Consider the following 16,768-nt stretch of genomic DNA (forward strand, 5'->3'; position numbering starts at 1 on the left):
TCTTGATAAAGTGGCACTCACGGTCCGAAGACGAACCGTTGACCACGATGCACCCCTCCAAGCAGGAGGCGTGCCAATTCGTAAAAATTCCGATTTTTCGTAACAAATAAACACTTAACAGGCAGCTTGGACGAACTGCAATCCAGCAATCGGCAATATTTCGCCGATCACGATGAGCAGTCGGCGAAAACCCGCCGATCAGCCTTCCGTTTCCTCCAGAACACCATCGGATCGACGGATCTCGAGCCGGGCCATTTTTTCATTCAGTGTGCGCCGTGGCAGGCCGAGTTCTTCCATGACAAGGTTGATCCGCCCGCGATGACGGGTCAGCGCGTTGCTAATCACTGTGCGCTCATAGGCGTCCATCAGTTCCCTGAGATTGCCTCCGGACGGATTGGAGACACCTGCTTGCGGGCCAGTAACCAGCACTTCAAGTGCCTGTGCTCCAACACCAGCATTCAGAACGAACCGCTCTGCTGCGTTTCTCAGCTCTCGAACGTTTCCTGGCCAATGATATGTCCGCAAGAAAGCCTCGTCCTGACTGCTCAAGATCGGACGTTCGAGATCATAATGAGCGGCGAAGCGATTGAGGAACGTATCAAAGAGCAGTTGAACATCGCTGCCGCGCTCTCGCAACGGCGGGACGAAAATCTCAATTGTGTTCAGGCGAAACAACAGATCTTCGCGAAGGCGCTGTTCGGCAACTGCCTTTCTTGGGTCTTCGTTCGCTGCGCTGACCAATCGAAGATCCACTCGGACAGGTTTGCGTCCCCCAACTCTGTCGACTTCCTTTTCCTGCAAAACACGCAAGAGTTTGGCTTGTAGGGAAATCGGCATGGACACAATTTCATCAAGGAAAAGAACCCCGCCATCGGCTTGCTCTATGCGCCCCTGACGCATTTTGTCAGCGCCGGTGAAGGCACCCGCCTCATGGCCAAATAGTTCAGCCTCCACCATTGTTTCTGGAAGTGCCGCCGCATTAATGGCCACAAATGGCCCTTTGTTCCGCAGACTGAAACCGTGAAGGGCTTGCGCGATGACCTCTTTGCCGGTGCCAGTCTCCCCATTGATCAGAACAGCTGCATCCGTTTTGGCAAAGTGCAGCAGCCTCTCACGGAGAGTTTTCATCGCCGGACTGTTGCCAAGCAGACGGCTCTCAAGACTGCTGCTGTCTTCCAGCGAGCGATGGAGAGAGCGATTCTCTAAAACCAGACGTCGCTTATCGACGCCCCGCCACACAACTTCGGCAATGCGATCTGGATCAAACGGTTTTTCGACGAAGTCATAAGCCCCTGATCGCATGGCATCCACGGCCATTGGCACATCACCATGCCCGGTAATCAGGATGACCGGGATTTCAGCGTCGATGTCGGAGACCTGACGCATCAACTGAAGGCCATCTTCTCCCTTCAGCATCACATCGGAAACCACACACCCTTCAAATCCTGACGATAGTTTGGAGAGAGCCTGCCTTGCCGTTTCGACCTCGATGGGCCGAAATCCTGCCAGTCCCATCCATTGGCGGAGCGCTGCGCGCATGTCCGGATCGTCGTCTACGATCAAGACCGGAGTTTGCTCGCTCATTCCGCTGGTTCCTCTTGCCTATCTTTTTCTATTTTGGATTTGATCGCAGTTTCTCCGGCATCGAGGAGGCCCGGTAATGTCAGAATGAATGCCGCCCCTCCCAATCGGCTCTTGTTTACCGTGAGAGTGCCTCCAAGATCCTCGGCGATGCGCATGGATATGGACAGACCAAGACCGAGCCCACCAGAACTCATTTTGGTCGTGAAATAGGGATCAAATATCTTCTCGCGAATATCAGCTGAGACGCCTTGACCATTATCCGCCACGCTCACCAGCACATTTGTGTCGAGACGGGTTGCCTGAAGAACAACCTCGCCTGCACCGGTCTCTTCATGCGCCAAAGCTGCGGCATCGGCTGCATTCTTCAGGAGGTTGAGCAAGACCTGTTCAATGCGATAGCGCGCGGTGTCCAGCACCAACGGCACGTCGGGTAGTTCCACCTTTAGACCCACATCGGTTTCATCAAATCGCGGGCGGGCAATTTTTATTGAGTCGCGAATACACTCTCGCAAGTCCACGCGCTCAATCTTGCTCTCAGTTGGCCGTGCAAACCGCTTCAACTCCTGCGTCAGATTGGCCATCCGGTCTTGCAGGCCATCAATGTCATTCAGGTTTTGGGTTACAGCCGCCAGATTTCCATTTTCCAAGAACTTGCGCGTGCCGGCAATAAACATGCGCAAGGCAGCCAGAGGTTGATTAAGTTCGTGCGCGACAGCCGATGACATCTGTCCCACAGCGGCAAGACGGCTCGACCGTGCAAGACCTTCTTGTGTTCGGATCAATTCACGCTCGATGCGGCGACGTTCTTCGACCTCTTCCGTCAATCGGCTGTTTAGTTCCTTCAGTTCAGCCGATTCCAGACGCAGCTGCGCAGATGCCCGCCGCAGGGCGCGACCTCGAAACACCAGCACACCGACGACATACAGCAGCGCCAATCCGAAGGACGTAGACCAGATCAGCACCAATGATCCGCGGACGTTTTCCTGCGGCACCAGAAAATGCAACTTCCAGCCGAGCAGGCCGACATGTGCAGAATTATGCCTGTAAAGTTGTCCATCAATTTGAATGGTTTTTGTGTCTGTCTGCGGAGCACTTGAGAGGCTTTGAATGGCCTCATCCGCATATTGACGAGTGGCGCTCAGTTCATCTAAAATCGCGGGGGCTAGTTCCTGCGTAGTCTTGTACTTCCAGTCAGATACGGCGGAGAGAAACACAATCCCGTTTCGGTCCGTTGCAAAAACGGTTTCCCCACCTTCGCGCCAGGCGCGCTCCAGAATTCTGGTATCGACTTTAACAACGGCCACACCTTTCGGCTCGCCTTCCACAGGTGTTGGGCGAGCAAGGAACAAGCCCGGACGCCCTGTCGTCATCCCGACCGCGAAGTACTGACCTTCCTCACCTTTCAAGGCTGATTGGAAATAGGGCCGAAACCCATAATTCCTTCCGATCAGGGACAAGTCCGTTTGCCAATTGCTCGCCGCCACGGTGTCGCCATGGCGATCCATCATGAACAGAAGATCCGCCCGCGAGTTACGGGCCATTTCTTCCAAAAACCTGTTTGCCGTCTCGCCTTCTGACGGCTTGTCCAGAACTGCGGATGCTCTTGGGTCCCGCGCAATCATATAAGGAAGGTAGCGGTATTTTTCGTACACACCGAGAATAGTCTGACGGTAGAGCGTCAGTCGTTCCGCTGCCGTTTTGTCACTCGCGATTTGGGATCGCTTCACTGCGAAGTCCGACACCAGCACGGTCAAGAGACCGAGCAGCACGAGCGGCAAGACAAACAGGACAGAGCGTTTGGACATGCGACGGTTATCGCCGTTTTGGGCGCGCTCCGCAATTCTTCTGATCTGAATGTGGCATCGACGGCTCTTTTGCTGGGAAATCACACACGTAGACGTTTGGCGTGTGGCTGAGTAATTTGCAGCACCCCACCAAGAACGAGATAGAAGAACATGACCTTTCGCTGTCTGACGAACAAGCCATGATCCAGGAGACGGCCCTCAAGTTTTCCGAGACCCTTCTGGAGCCAAACGCAGGAGCCCTTGATGAGGGAAAGGGCCGCGAGGCACTTTTGGCCAATCTGAAAACCTTGTCAGAAAACGGCTTCATGGGGCTGAATGTTTCTGCAGACTATGGCGGCACCGAAGCTGGAACGGTGTCTTTTGCCCTCGCCATCGAAGCGCTTGCACGCGGATGTGCTTCAACAGCTGTAACCGCTTCCGTTTCCAACATGGTGGGTGAGGTCATTCAAGCAGTCGGGTCTGAGGACCAGAAAGCCACCTACTTGCCGAAACTGACCGATGGCACCTATCCCGCTGGTGCATTTTGCCTGACAGAGTCCAGCGCCGGGTCTGACCCTTCAGCCATGAAAACAAGAGCTGTCAAGGACGGTAATCATTATGTTCTGAATGGGTCAAAACTCTATATTTCCTCCGGCGAATATGCGGGAGTTTTTGTCGTTTGGGCCGTCACCGACCCAGATGCACCGAAAGGAAAAGGCATCTCCTGCTTTCTCGTGGAAGCCGGCACACCCGGCCTCATCATTTCCAAAGCAGAGAAGAAAATGGGGCAGACGGGCTCTGCGACCAACGAGATCGTCTTTCAAGATTGCCGCATCCCTGCAACGGCCATGATGGGCGAGGAAAATGACGGGTTTCGCGTGGCAGTCAGTGAATTGGCAGGCGGACGCATTGGCGTTGCTTCCCTTGCACTCGGCATTGCTCGAAAAGCAATGGATACTGCAAAGGCTTACGTGAACGAGCGCCAGCAGTTCGGCAAACCTCTCGCTGACATGCAAGGCATCCAATGGATGATTGCCGACAGGGAAACGGACCTTGAGGCTGCACGGCTCTTGATCCTGCAAGCAGCGAGTTTGAAAGACGCCGGTCACCCCTTTGCCAAGGAGGCATCGATGGCGAAATTGTTTGCCTCAGAGGCCGCCCAGCGCGCAACCTAAACGGCTCTCCAGCTTCATGGCGGAGCCGGATACATCAAAGACTATCCTCTTGAACGCTATGCCCGAGATGCCCGGATCACCACGATCTATGAAGGAACATTGGAAATCCAGCGCCTGATCATCACCCGTGAGGTCATGAGGGCCGTATAAGAATACTCCGGAAGCTTCCATCAAAAAGGGAAGCTTCCGGAGCCCCATCATCAGTTGCTTGGCAACATGACCTTGTCGATAACGTGGATCACACCGTTGTCCGCTCGAATATCTGCTGCAACGACATTCGCATTATCGACCGTAACAGCGCCACCGGATTTAGAGACCGCCAATGTCCGGTCACCTGCGCCCTTGATCGTTTTGACGTGGATGGTTCGACCCGGAAGCATGTTTGAAGTGAGTTCCCGCCCAACCACATGGTAAGTGAGGATTGCCACGAGTTGGTCTTTGTTTTCCGGCAGAAGTAGCTTTTCGAGCGATCCACTTGGCAAAGCTTCAAAAGCCTCGTCAGTTGGAGCAAAAACAGTGAGCGGTCCATTTTGTGACAATGCGCCTGCCAATCCGGCAGCTTGGGCTGCGGCGACCAACGTATTGAAAGTGCCTGCTTGCTGAGCTGTTTCAACAATGTTTGCTGCGTTGGTCACTGTAGGCGCTGTCAGACCGCTTGCTAGAACCGCTGCCAGTAAAATTTTCTTCATGTGTTCCTCCTCTGCTGACCCAATTCGGATATGCTTGGGCTGCGATGACGCTCCCTCTACGGGATTGGAAGAGAACTGGTTCGATAACTTTGTTTTGAGCCATTTTGATCGGTGATGAATGATCCGATCGCAGGAGCGAACGTAAAGCAAACCTCAATTTGAAGGGCTCTGGATTCCGTATTGAACCTGAGCGAACCCTCCATTGATCGGTATCAAAGCGAGCTGGTGCAGAGCATCCTAACGTTCGACTACTGGCTGCAAGATGCGGACCTGCGCCTTCAGCTTTCAAGGAGATTGAAATGCCGATCAAAGATATTCTGACCGTTGTCGATTTGGCCGGCCCACAGCCGGCAAGCAAATATGCTCTTGAACTCGGACGCCGCTATGATGCGCATGTCACCGGACTGTCCATCGCATTTGAACCGGTCGTCCCTGCCTTTGCAGCAGCACCAATGCCAGTCGATTATCTCCAAGCCGCTCACGAGCAAGCTGTCAGCGCGGCCAAGGCTGCTCAAAGAGAGTTTGAAGAACTTGCCCGTTTGTCTGGCGGAAAGTCCGAAAGCAGAATTGCGGACCTTCTAACCGGCGGTCCTTTTGAGGGCATCATTCACAATTTCAGAACAACGGATCTCGTCGTCATCGGGCAGAACAATCCGGATGCGCCCGAGCCCATGCGCGAATTACTCATTGAGACCGTTCTGTTTGAAAGCGGGGTGCCAGTGCTGCTTGTTCCATATATCGGGACAAAAACGACGGAACCGGAAAATATCCTGATTGGATGGGATGGGAGTTCAACGGCAGCACGCGCGGTGCACGCCTCTCTGCCGATCCTTGAAAAGACCAAGAAGATCACGGTTCTTGTCGTCAACAAGAAGGTAACGCCGGATATGCAGCCGGGTGCGGATTTGGCAACCTATCTTGCAAGGCATGATCTTAATGTGACTGTTGACGTCATCACTAATCCGCAAACAGGAATTGGCGATACCGTCCTCAATTACGTATCCGACAATGCCAATGACATGATCGTCATGGGTGGCTACGGCCACAGCCGGATGCGGGAGTTCCTTTTTGGCGGTGCCACACGGGAAATTCTGGAAGCCATGACTATCCCCGTATTGATGGCGCACTAATCAACCGGACATCCGGCCTTAACATCACACTTGCGTCATAGGCATGCGCTTGATTGGCAAGGTAACCAATGTTCGGTTGCTGTCAGTTCTGCTAAACCAGCGCATGCTTTTCCTGCTGAATGAGGCCATTTGTGACCATTCGCAATCTCGACGCTTTTTTTGCCCCTAATTCCATTGCAGTTGTCGGTCCTTCACGGCATTCCAACTCGTTGAGCGAACGGCTTCTTGAAGGGCTCCAGAAAGACTTCTCGGCCTCAAGACCCGTCACACTGGTTGGCCTTCCTGCGCCAAAGGACTGGAGCGGAGACAGTGTTGAACGCCTCAGTGACGTGTCGCACGACATTGATCTGGTGATTTACCTAGGGCCACAGCTTCGGGTTCCGCAAACTATCCGAGACCTTTGCGAGAAAGGGACACGTGCTGTCCTGATCCCCTCGCCCGGATTTGAAACCTGGCCGGAAGCACTTTTGCAAGAGTGCCGCGAAGCCGCACGACCAAAAGCCATTCGCCTGACCGGACCGGGTAGCCTTGGGGTTGCGTCTCCCGGATCGAACTTCAATGCCTTATTGAGCGGATCGGACCCTGAGGCCGGTGATATAGCTTTCATTTCAAGATCTGGTGCAATCTTGAACGCAACGCTCTCGTGGGCACAGCAAAACAAAACCGGGTTTTCATCGGTCGTTTCACTCGGGACACGGCTGGACGTGGATATTGGCGATCTCATCGACTATTTCGCGCAGGATTATAAAACCCGGTCCATCGTCCTGCATATGGAAGGGATATCGGCTCCAAGGAAGTTTTTATCAGCCGCGCGCGCTGCAGCGCGAAGCAAGCCGGTTATCGTTATCAGGACAGGGCGCAGCCGCGATACGTTCGGGAGCGGGCGAACCCATGCTGGAAAGCTTGCGAGCCCCGATTGGGTTTATGACGCTGTCTTTCGCCGCACAGGTATGATGCGCGTGAGCGACCTTGATGAAATGTTTGAAGCGGTCGAAACGCTGTCCCGTCTCCGCATCCCAAAATGTGATGCACTGGCTGTTGTTTCAAACGGTCGCAGCCTTGCCAGCCTTGCAACCGATGCCCTGATGGACAGGGGCGGAAAACTCGCAGTGCTGAGTGATGAGACCCGAAATGCCGTTTCTCCCTTTTGCAGGCAGCCTGTTTTTGACAGTACTGCACCTACCAATTCAGCATCTCTTGTCCTGACCGAGGATGTGCCAGATGAAGCTCTTCGGGACATCCTGAAGACGGTCTTGCAGGACCCATCCGTTGATGGCGTGCTTGCCCTTCACGCAGGGACCGCATTTACTGATCTCTCCACCTTTGGCACAGCCATTGCGGAGGCCGCCAAGGCGGATCGCAGACGCACCGGTCGCAAGAAGGCAATCGTAGCTGGCTTGGTTGGCGGTGACCCTGATGATCGCATCGCGCTCGATGCAGCACGGGTGCCCTGTTACGATAGTCCGGCAGAGGCTGTACGCAGCATCATGTATCTGGCGCGTGACGCGCAATCCCGTGACTTCCTGATGGCCGCCCCTCCGAGTTTGCCAGTGGGCTTTGAACCTGACGTCGTAGCTGCCCGCGCCGTTATCGACCGTGCGTTGGCAAAGGATCAGGCTTGGCTATCACCGGAAGATGTCTGCGCCATTTTAAAGGCGTATCATATCCCAATTATTGAAACTTGCCTGGCACAAACCCCTGAAGAAGCAGCGGACCTTTCCTGCAAGTTCTTCGATGAGGGTCGTCACTGCGTCGTGAAACTCATCTCGCCTGATCTACCCTTCAAGTCCAAGTTTGATGGTGTCCGATTGGGCGTTGAATCTCCGGAAGCTGTTCGTGCAACGGCTGAAGACCTGATTGCAAAGACAAAGGCCGCCTACCCGGAAGCCACGATAACAGGCGTCACGGTTCATCCTATGTTGGAAGATCGACATGGCGTTGAACTTTACATGGGGCTTGCTGACACGTCGGTTTTTGGTCCTGTGATGGTCTTTGGCCATGGGGGAACGGCCGTGGAAGACAGTCTCGATGTTTCCCTGGAGCTGCCGCCACTTGATCTCAATCTGGCCAGTGCCATGATTGACCGAACACGCATCGTGCGTTTGCTCAATGGGGGCGATACGCGGCCCCGGCTTGATCGCGAGGCGGTCGCCCTTGCATTGGTAAAGCTCTCTCAAATTACAATCGATATCCCGGAAATTCTGGAGCTGGATATCAATCCAATCGTGGTCCGCAAGGAAGGTATTCTGGCGCTAGACGCCCGCATGACGTTGGGGCGGCCTGTTCATCACCCCGGACGCAGCGGCGAATCCCGGCTCGCCATCGCGCCCTACCCCAGCGAATGGGAACAGACCCTCGCCCTGAAAAACGGTGAAACAGTTTTCACTCGGCCCGTTCGCCCGGATGATGAAGATCTCTTCAAGGCCTTTTTTGAGAAGGTTTCCCATGAAGATTTGCGCTTGCGCTTTTTTGCGCCCGTGCGTGACTTCAATCACAAATTCCTCGCGCGCCTGACCCAGCTGGACTACTCCCGAGCCATGGCCTTTGCGGCTCTCGATTCAGAAACCGGAGAGCTACTAGGGGTGGTCCGCCTGCATGCAGATCCTGATCACACCACGGCCGAATACGCCGTCATGGTGCGATCAGACTTGAAGGGATACGGTCTCGGCCTTGCCTTGATGAAGCTGATTATCCGCTATGCAAAAGCTGATGGGATAGAGACGGTCCGCGGTGAAGTATTGAAGGAGAACACCAGTATGCTCTCCATGTGCGAGGCCCTTGGGTTTGACGTTCATACCTCTCCGGATGACCCCGGCATTGCCGAGGTCGTTCTCCCGGTGGGTGATATCAACGACGAAGACTAGCCTGTTATTGTTTCGCTTCAGCCTGCGCCCGGATTTGCGACAATGAAGCCGCTGGGGTAATGGCTTCCGGGTCGATTTTCAGGTGAAGCAACGCAGGCCGACCAGTTTGCATCGCCCGCTCCATTGCAGGCCCAAAAGCATCCGTTGTTTCCACCGTTTCTGCAAAAGCACCATAGGAACGCGCCAAAGCCGCAAAATCCGGGTTTTGAAGTTTGGTTGCCGAAATGCGGGCCGGGTAATGCCGCTCCTGATGCATACGGATGGTGCCATACATACCGTTATCAATCACCAACACGATGATGTTTGCGCCCTCCTGACACGCTGTGCCAAATTCCTGCATGGTCATCTGCAGGCACCCATCGCCAGCGAAACAAACCACAGGCCTGTCCAGGAATGCGAGTTTTGCCGCAACAGCTGCCGGAAGGCCGTATCCCATTGAGCCAGAGGTCGGAGCCGCCTGACTTCCGAATGAGCGGAACCGGTGGAAGCGGTGCAACCAGGTTGCGTAATTTCCAGCGCCGTTTGTGAAGATGGCTGTTTCCGGCATATTGCCTTCGATCCAGTCCATCACACCTGCCATCTGCAAATCGCCCGGTGTTTGAGGGCGCGCATTGGACCAAGCCAGATAATCTTCATGGGCCGCAGCAACTTCCCATTTTCGAGCCGAAACGGGTTCCGGCTCCAACTCAGCCACCGCCTGCGCAAAAGCTGTTGGTGAGGCATGGATTGCCAAATCCGCACGATAAACCCGCCCATGTTCTTCTGCATCCGGGTGAACGTGCACCAGCGACTGGCTCGGCTGCGGAATGTTCAGCAGGCTGTAGGACTGGCTCGGCATTTCCGACATGCGCCCTCCGACCAGAAGCACCAGATCCGATTGGCTTACGCGCTCCGCAAGTTTCGGGTTGATACCAATGCCCACATCGCCGGCATAATTGGGATGAAGGTGATCAAAGAGCATTTGCCTGCGGAAGGAACAGGCCACGGGAAGGTCGAACCGCTCGGCAAAACGTGTGAAGTCGCCGACCGCTTCTTCATTCCACCGGCTACCGCCCAAAATCGCAATCGGCTTGGTTGCGCCAGCGAGCTTGTCGGCCAGCTGTTTCATCTGACCCGGGCCGGGATAAGTTTCTACCTGTTGCCAAGGTTCGGGTTGGGCAACGGCGGCCATCTCGACCAGCATATCTTCCGGGAGAGCCAAAACGACCGGGCCGGGCCTACCAGATGTTGCAACATGGTAAGCACGAGATAGAAATTCCGGAACACGATGCGCATGGTCAATTTCAGCAACCCATTTGGCCATTCCACCAAACATCTGCCGGTAGTTTACGTCCTGAAAGGCCTCACGCTCACGCATGGATTGTTCGATCTGCCCGATGAACAAGATCAGGGGTGTGGAATCCTGAGCAGCCACATGAATGCCTGCGGCTGCGTTTGTCGCACCGGGGCCACGCGTTACCATGCAAATTCCAGGTTTTCCGGTGAGCTTGCCATGGGCTTCGGCCATCATGGCCGCACCGCCTTCCTGACGGCACACAGTGACAGGAATGTCGGCGTCATGAAGCGCATCCAGAACCGCCAGATAGCTCTCGCCCGGCACGCAAAAGACCCGCTCTGCCCCGTGGATTTCCAAAGCCTCCACAAGCAATTGCCCGCCGGTCTTATCCTGAATGGTCATTCCATCTTCCTCCAAACCCGTTCCACCAACCATAGTCGGCCCCTTTCCTATATCGCAGTCTGGCAAGGACTTGGAGACATCATGTCGGGCTAATTGGCAATGAGATCATTTCCAATCGGAATGAAAAAGGCCGCAGCGGATGCCACGACCCTCTTCCCACCATAAAGTTCTAAAGCAAAGTTCTAAACCGGTTGAACTGTGACGACTTGGAAGGTGTGCAGGTCACCGTCTTCATCCTTAATGGAGACATATTCGCCGGGGTTGAATGCATGCGTTCCAAAGCGATAACCCGCTTCGTCGTCATCATCCCCCTCAATGTCATAGTGAAAGGCCCACGAACCGCCCGGACGGTGGATCAGGTGGCCGATTTCCTCTTCCTCATTGCCCCAAAACCGACGAACCCGGCAATGGTCACGCTCTTTCTTCCAGGTTGCAGCATCAATGTGACCGGTCTCATCCAAAGGCGCTGTAAACTCATAGCCATGCTGGGCCGAGCCTTGCGGGTGCTCCTTGGTGCGGGCAAGGTTCAAGCGGATTTTCTTAAGGGCATGAAGTTCGCTCATGACCTGTCTCCTTCTTCCATCTGACTGCACAGTGGCACAGACCGGAAAACGCTCATTGAGCGAAATCAATTGTGCCGCTACAACTTTTGTGAGCATCGAAACAGGGCAGTTTGACGGGCAAATCATGACACCAAGCGAGCGCGTTGATCAGGAAACCGTCTTTGCCTTTATTCAGTCCCTTCCTGCAGACGACCCAGACCAACGCGGCATCCAACGCATTGATACAGGCGCGAACGTCATCTTCCTGACAGGTAAAAAAGCTTACAAAATCAAGCGTGACGTCCAATATCCGTTCCTGGACTATTCTACCCTTGCTCTTCGCAAACGCGCCTGCGAGCGGGAGATTGAACTGAACGCCCCTCACGCGCCGCAGATCTATCGCTCCGCCAAACCGATCACCAGATCGCCCCAGGGCCACCTTGAGATTGATGGCGATGGGGAGCCTGTCGAGTGACTGGTTGAAATGGCGCAGTTTGATCGCGCGAATGAGTTGGAACGTCTTGCCGAAGGCTCACCGCTCTCTTTAGCTCTGGCTGATGATCTCGCTCAGATGATGGTGAGGGCTCATGACCGCGCCCCGAAGCGAGACGGTCAGCGCTTCTTTGATGAATTGTCAAAGTATCTGACCCAGAACGAGACGGCTTTTGCCGAAGCGCCCGAATTGTTTCCACCTGAGGAAACCAAGAGGCTTTCTCAAGTCTCGCGGGAGCTTCTGTCGAGGCTGAAACCCTTGATCCTGAGCAGAGGGGATGCGGGCCTAATTCGGCTCTGTCATGGCGATGCTCACACGCGCAACATTGTGCTGATCGAAGGTAAGCCAATGCTATTCGATGCGGTGGAGTTTTCCGAAGACATCGCCACGTGTGACGTGCTTTATGATCTTGCCTATCTTTTGATGGACCTTTGGCACCTTGATCAACGAGCGACCGCCAACCGGATATTCAATCGCTATCTGGACATTTCCCGTCGCGTGGAAGATCAGTCTGGCCTCACAGCCCTTCCGTTTTACCTTATGATGCGAGCTTGCCTGCGCGCCAAGATTTCTGCCTCAAACGCCCGCTTTCAAACAGACCCAACAGAAAGGGCAACGTTAGAAGACGATGCGCGTTCCTATTTCCGACTGGCTCAGGAATTCTTGGCGGCTCAGCAGCCGTATTTTGCCGCCATTGGCGGGTTTTCCGGAACCGGCAAAACAACGGCCGCTTATGGGCTTGCACCTCATCTTTCTCCTGCCCCCGGCGCACGCGTTCTGCGCACGGATGTTGAACGCAAGCGGGCCCTTGGTTTGAACGAAACCGACCCACCGCCTGAGGGCACTTACACAAAGGAAAAATCGGACTCGGTCTATGCGCAGCTTCAGGAAAATGCCAGCACCTGTTTGATGGCGGGACATTCGGTCATTTTTGACGGCGTTCTTGCCAGAGACACAGAACGCCAACGTCTTGAATCGATTGCAGCAGAAAATGGCGCTGCATTCAAAGGCATCTGGCTAACGGCGCCACTGCATATTGCCAAGTCGCGCGTTTTAGCCCGCAAGAATGACGCCTCGGATGCAACGCCCGACGTAATCGAAGCACAAGCTGGATATGACCTTGGAGAGATGACCTGGGATCAGATTGAAGCTGGCACCTCTGCGAACGCCACTTTGGCCAGCATTCTCAGCAGCCTGAAGCTTCCTGAAACACCAACGAGATGAGGCTAAAGCCCGCCCAACCGGCACAGCGTGGCAACAACAGCCGCCAACACAACGGCGACAAAGTCCCGCCGGATCAAGGCCATAACAAGGATAGCCGCAATCAAGGCCATGACCGTCGACACGCCCCCCTTGAGGATAATCGGCAAAATGGTTGAGACAATAATGGCGCCGGGCAGTGCTTCCAGAGCTCGGCGGACTCGGGCTGTCAGGGGCACTTGCCCCATGATCCAGTACCCGCCCGCGCGCATGGCGTAGGTGACTACAGCCATGCCGAGAACAGTGGCTGTGAACATCCAGTCCGCGGCGATGATTTGATCATTCATCGATCAACGCCCCTGCCAGCGCTCCGGAGACCGCACCGGTCATAATTCCCCAGTAACCGCCGAAAACATACCAGGTTGCAAGGGAGCACAGACCTGCCACGCCCCAGCTGACGGTTTGGCGCTTGCCTTTCCAGAGCGGGACCAACATGACGGCGAAGAAGGCAGGCAAAACGACATCCAGACCCCAAATGGATGGATCAGCAACAACGCTTCCTGCCAGATACCCCGGAATGACAGAAATCGCCCACATGAACCACAGGAAAACCCCGCTGCCCAGATAGATCCCCCAGTCCCGCTCGCCCTTGCCATATTCGCGTAAAGACAAAAGCCAGTTGATGTCGGTGAGAAGATAGAGCGCGGGATAGGTCTGCCAGCCGGGGACCGAGCCAAGCCAAGGCCGCAGGCTGGCCCCAATTAGCAGCATGCGCATGTTGACGGCAGCGGTCACTCCAATCATCGCAAGCATGATGCCGTAGGTCAGCTGCGCCTGATACAGCTCCATGGCCACAAACTGTGCAGCACCGGCAAAGACCAGCGAGTTGATCATCATCGTCTCGACGAAGCTCAACCCCTTTTGAGCGCACACTGTCCCGAACACCGCGCCGAACACCATGGCCCCGGGCAAAATGGGAATGCTGAGGCGAATGCCTTTCAGACATCCGTTAACGGACAGGGTAACCGGTGTTTCGTTCATCAGATCACTTGTTGGAAAAGATGCTGTGCGCATCGAAGATTAGCGCTTGTAGTGAGCGCGCCTATAAAGCGCTTGCAAGGCGTTGCAGACAAATCATTTTTCTTGATGCACCTATCAAGCTCATGCATGCCACCTTTACAGGAGCACATCCACCAGCATGCGGACCCCGGTAAACCCGAGGAAGAGCGCAAAAACCAACTTCAGCTTTGATGGATCAATGGCATGAGCGATTTTCGCCCCAAGTGGGGCTGTGTAGGTGGAGGCTGGAATAATCAGCAAAAAACCGATCAAGTTCACGTATCCAACTGAAAACGGTGGTCGATTTTCAGCGCCCCAGCCAAAATAGATCGACATTAATGTGCCGGGAACGGCGATAATCAGGCCTATGGCCGCCGCCGTGCCGACAGCTTTGCGAATGGGGAAATTGAAGAGGGTCAAGGTGGGAACACCCAGCGTTCCACCGCCGATGCCCATCATCACGGAAATGCCGCCAATCATGACGCCCAGAGCTTCGCGCAACGGCGGGCCGGGCAGTTTTTCCGCCAAAGCGGCCCCTTCCTTGCGCATCAGCATGTTCGCAGCAACAACCACGGCGACCACGCCAAAGACAGCGGTCAGAGCTCCACCGGAGATGTTGCCAGCCAGCGTCGCACCGCCAACGACACCAAGTGCAATCGCCCACCACCAGCTTTTCAGCAGGTCCATATCAACGCTTCCACGCTTCCAATGTGCCCGTGCAGAGGAGGTCCCGGTTGCTAAAATGGTCGCCAGAGAGGTGCCAACGGCAACATGCATCAAAACGCTCTGGTCAACGCCCAGCGCGTTGAACATGTAGTAGAGCACCGGAACGATCACGATCCCGCCGCCTACACCCAACAGTCCGGCGATAATTCCGGCGACAACACCAGTTGCCAGCAGCGCAACCGCCAAAATTGCCAGTGAAACCAGACTGATATCTTCCATAACCCCAACCTCTTGCCTGTGTCGCGCGGCACGATAGGTCGGCCTATACAGAATTACCAGTGCAGATCAGCTGTTGCCAGTTCGCCACAATTACTCAAATCCGAGCGAGACGGTCATTATCTGTATTGTGTTCTCTGCATTGCTCGCAATGATTGCGTCGTCCTTCCAAATTTCATTCTAGGAGCCGCATGCCAGGACATTACCTTGCAGCCTACACATTCAACGAGTTCCTCGACCGATATCAAAGTGACCTGATCAAGGGTTTTCGGGAGGCTGAACCAGACGCCTATCGCGCAATCGAAGCTGCGGAAGGGTTTGTTTCCCGCTCGGGCTACGACGGAGAACCGGGGCCGGAAAGTTTGGGGGGTACAGGTTTTCCCAAAATACTGGAAACACAATGGAGACGGACTTGCGCCGTCGACCCTTTCACTCTGGACTTCGGCCGAAGCACTGATCGCTGCGACATTTCACGGTATTCATGGCAAGGCTTACAGGCGCGGAGCAGAGTGGCACGCCCACCCCGCACCTTGGCCGAACTACGCTATCTGGTGGGTCTCCAAAGACCATCAACCCGACTGGGCAGAGGCGGTTAGGAAAATCGAACATCTTGGAGATCACGGACCAACTGAAACGGCCTTTACCTTCAAGGCGCTGTTTGATCCAGAAGGCAGGTCTTTCAATCCTGATACTGCAAAGATCAAACGCCTTGCAGCGTCTAATCAATTGAAGGCTCAGATCGAACCCTGAACTCAGAACGGACAATATGTTTTTGAAAGAATGGTACAGACGAGTGGATTCGAACCACCGACCTTCGGAGCCACAATCCGACGCTCTAACCAACTGAGCTACGTCTGCCTGTATCGAAGTGGCGCGGAACATAAGAGCGTTCCGACCTGATTGCAAGCCCGTTTTTTAAACAGCTTGCTTTCGTTCCACAAGGGCCAATTTTGCCAAAAACAAATGACCAGTGGATGAAAAAACGCCCCGCAAATGATGCGAGGCGTTTTAAATTCTCAAGACCGGGAAAACCCCGCGTCAACTTAGTTGACTTTGAGGTCCTTGAAGGACTTCTCAACTGCTTCCTTGACCGGAGCAGAAACGTCAGTGCCGAGCTTTTGAGCCAGGTCCTGCATTTCTTTGGTTTGAGCGCTCAGCGAGTCGAACTGCTGGCGAGCAAAGGAAGACTGAAGTTCAACAGCTTCGGAAAGGGACTTAACACCCATCAGGTCCTTCACGAAGGAGAAGGTGGCGTCCATGTTGTTGCGAGCTGCATCAACGGCCTTGTGGTTGAACTCGACAACGCCCTGACGGGATGTTTCGAATGTGTCTTCCATCAGATCAGTTGCGTCTTCAGCAGCTGTCTTGACCTTTGCATAAGCTTCACGAGCTTGCTCAAGGCCTTTTTCCGTGGCTTCACGGAATGCAGCCGGAACTTCCATGTTCGGCATTGCAAAAGCTTCAAAATCTGGGAAAGCAGCAGCTGCTGCAGGAGCAGCTTTGGCTTTGGATGCAGCGGCTTTGGATGCAGCGGCTTTGGTTTTCGGTGCAGCTTTGGTTGTTGCTGTCTCAGTCATGATCTCATCTCCTAATTGGTTCGGATGCGATCAATCGAAGTCATCTACCGC

General features: G+C 54.6%; 14 protein-coding genes, 1 tRNA gene and 1 pseudogene. 6 read left to right on the forward strand and 10 right to left on the reverse strand.

Annotation, left to right across the window (positions count from 1 at the left end):
* Positions 1 to 198: 198 nt before the first annotated feature.
* Positions 199 to 1,584, reverse strand: a complete 1,386-nt coding sequence (locus TRICHSKD4_RS01615) for a sigma-54 dependent transcriptional regulator (RefSeq protein ID WP_009758970.1) — start codon at positions 1,582 to 1,584, stop codon at positions 199 to 201.
* Complete coding sequence (locus TRICHSKD4_RS01620; protein WP_009758971.1) at positions 1,581 to 3,389, reverse strand: ATP-binding protein; 1,809 nt, start codon at positions 3,387 to 3,389, stop codon at positions 1,581 to 1,583. Before TRICHSKD4_RS01620 ends, TRICHSKD4_RS01615 begins: the two co-directional genes overlap by 4 nt.
* Before the next feature lie 101 nt (positions 3,390 to 3,490).
* On the opposite strand from TRICHSKD4_RS01620, the pseudogene TRICHSKD4_RS01625 reads away from it, so the two are divergent.
* Positions 3,491 to 4,693: pseudogene (locus TRICHSKD4_RS01625) on the forward strand (acyl-CoA dehydrogenase family protein).
* A gap of 50 nt (positions 4,694 to 4,743) precedes the next feature.
* Here the strand turns inward: TRICHSKD4_RS01625 and TRICHSKD4_RS01630 are convergent.
* Positions 4,744 to 5,232, reverse strand: coding sequence for a fasciclin domain-containing protein (locus TRICHSKD4_RS01630; protein ID WP_009758974.1), 489 nt, complete (start codon positions 5,230 to 5,232; stop codon positions 4,744 to 4,746).
* Positions 5,233 to 5,531: 299 nt separating this feature from the next.
* Here TRICHSKD4_RS01630 and TRICHSKD4_RS01635 point away from each other — a divergent pair, with 299 nt between their 5' ends.
* Both TRICHSKD4_RS01635 and TRICHSKD4_RS01640 read left to right on the forward strand, forming a co-directional pair.
* Entirely contained in the window at positions 5,532 to 6,362 is an 831-nt protein-coding gene (locus TRICHSKD4_RS01635) for a universal stress protein (RefSeq protein WP_009758976.1), read from the forward strand.
* Between the two features lie 131 nt (positions 6,363 to 6,493).
* Positions 6,494 to 9,226, forward strand: coding sequence for a bifunctional acetate--CoA ligase family protein/GNAT family N-acetyltransferase (locus TRICHSKD4_RS01640; RefSeq protein WP_009758977.1), 2,733 nt, complete (start codon positions 6,494 to 6,496; stop codon positions 9,224 to 9,226).
* Between the two features lie 4 nt (positions 9,227 to 9,230).
* On the opposite strand, the gene TRICHSKD4_RS01645 is transcribed toward TRICHSKD4_RS01640, so the two are convergent.
* Together TRICHSKD4_RS01645 and TRICHSKD4_RS01650 are read right to left on the reverse strand one after the other, a co-directional pair.
* Positions 9,231 to 10,904, reverse strand: a complete 1,674-nt coding sequence (locus TRICHSKD4_RS01645) for a thiamine pyrophosphate-binding protein (protein WP_040615956.1) — start codon at positions 10,902 to 10,904, stop codon at positions 9,231 to 9,233.
* 182 nt (positions 10,905 to 11,086) lie between these two features.
* Positions 11,087 to 11,467: a hypothetical protein gene (locus tag TRICHSKD4_RS01650; protein WP_009758979.1), complete on the reverse strand. Its 381-nt coding sequence runs from the start codon at positions 11,465 to 11,467 to the stop codon at positions 11,087 to 11,089.
* Between TRICHSKD4_RS01650 and TRICHSKD4_RS31090 the strand changes: the two genes are divergently transcribed.
* Positions 11,466 to 11,921, forward strand: a complete 456-nt coding sequence (locus TRICHSKD4_RS31090; protein WP_083782701.1) for a hypothetical protein — start codon at positions 11,466 to 11,468, stop codon at positions 11,919 to 11,921. The genes TRICHSKD4_RS01650 and TRICHSKD4_RS31090 overlap by 2 nt on opposite strands.
* A gap of 9 nt (positions 11,922 to 11,930) precedes the next feature.
* Positions 11,931 to 13,163 (forward strand): bifunctional aminoglycoside phosphotransferase/ATP-binding protein, encoded by a 1,233-nt coding sequence (locus TRICHSKD4_RS01655; RefSeq protein WP_009758981.1) that lies wholly within the window; start codon positions 11,931 to 11,933, stop codon positions 13,161 to 13,163.
* 2 nt (positions 13,164 to 13,165) lie between these two features.
* Here the strand turns inward: TRICHSKD4_RS01655 and TRICHSKD4_RS01660 are convergent, their stop codons facing one another.
* The 3 genes from TRICHSKD4_RS01660 to TRICHSKD4_RS01670 all read right to left on the reverse strand — a co-directional run bounded on the left by TRICHSKD4_RS01660 (position 13,166) and on the right by TRICHSKD4_RS01670 (position 15,143).
* A complete protein-coding gene (locus TRICHSKD4_RS01660; protein WP_009758982.1) occupies positions 13,166 to 13,486 on the reverse strand; it encodes an AzlD family protein in 321 nt (106 codons plus the stop codon).
* A complete protein-coding gene (locus TRICHSKD4_RS01665; protein WP_040615960.1) occupies positions 13,479 to 14,180 on the reverse strand; it encodes an AzlC family ABC transporter permease in 702 nt (233 codons plus the stop codon). Before TRICHSKD4_RS01665 ends, TRICHSKD4_RS01660 begins: the two co-directional genes overlap by 8 nt.
* Before the next feature lie 135 nt (positions 14,181 to 14,315).
* On the reverse strand, positions 14,316 to 15,143 hold the full coding sequence (locus TRICHSKD4_RS01670) for a sulfite exporter TauE/SafE family protein (protein WP_009758984.1): 828 nt from the start codon (positions 15,141 to 15,143) through the stop codon (positions 14,316 to 14,318).
* 315 nt (positions 15,144 to 15,458) lie between these two features.
* Between TRICHSKD4_RS01670 and TRICHSKD4_RS01675 the strand changes: the two genes are divergently transcribed.
* Positions 15,459 to 15,890: a DUF3291 domain-containing protein gene (locus TRICHSKD4_RS01675; protein ID WP_009758985.1), complete on the forward strand. Its 432-nt coding sequence runs from the start codon at positions 15,459 to 15,461 to the stop codon at positions 15,888 to 15,890.
* Between the two features lie 31 nt (positions 15,891 to 15,921).
* Here the strand turns inward: TRICHSKD4_RS01675 and TRICHSKD4_RS01680 are convergent.
* Positions 15,922 to 15,998 (reverse strand) — tRNA-His (locus tag TRICHSKD4_RS01680).
* A 185-nt stretch (positions 15,999 to 16,183) separates the two neighbouring features.
* Positions 16,184 to 16,717, reverse strand: a complete 534-nt coding sequence (locus tag TRICHSKD4_RS01685; protein ID WP_009758986.1) for a phasin — start codon at positions 16,715 to 16,717, stop codon at positions 16,184 to 16,186.
* Positions 16,718 to 16,768 lie beyond the last annotated feature (51 nt).

It is taken from the genome of Roseibium sp. TrichSKD4, assembly GCF_000148725.1.
Classification (GTDB): domain Bacteria; phylum Pseudomonadota; class Alphaproteobacteria; order Rhizobiales; family Stappiaceae; genus Roseibium.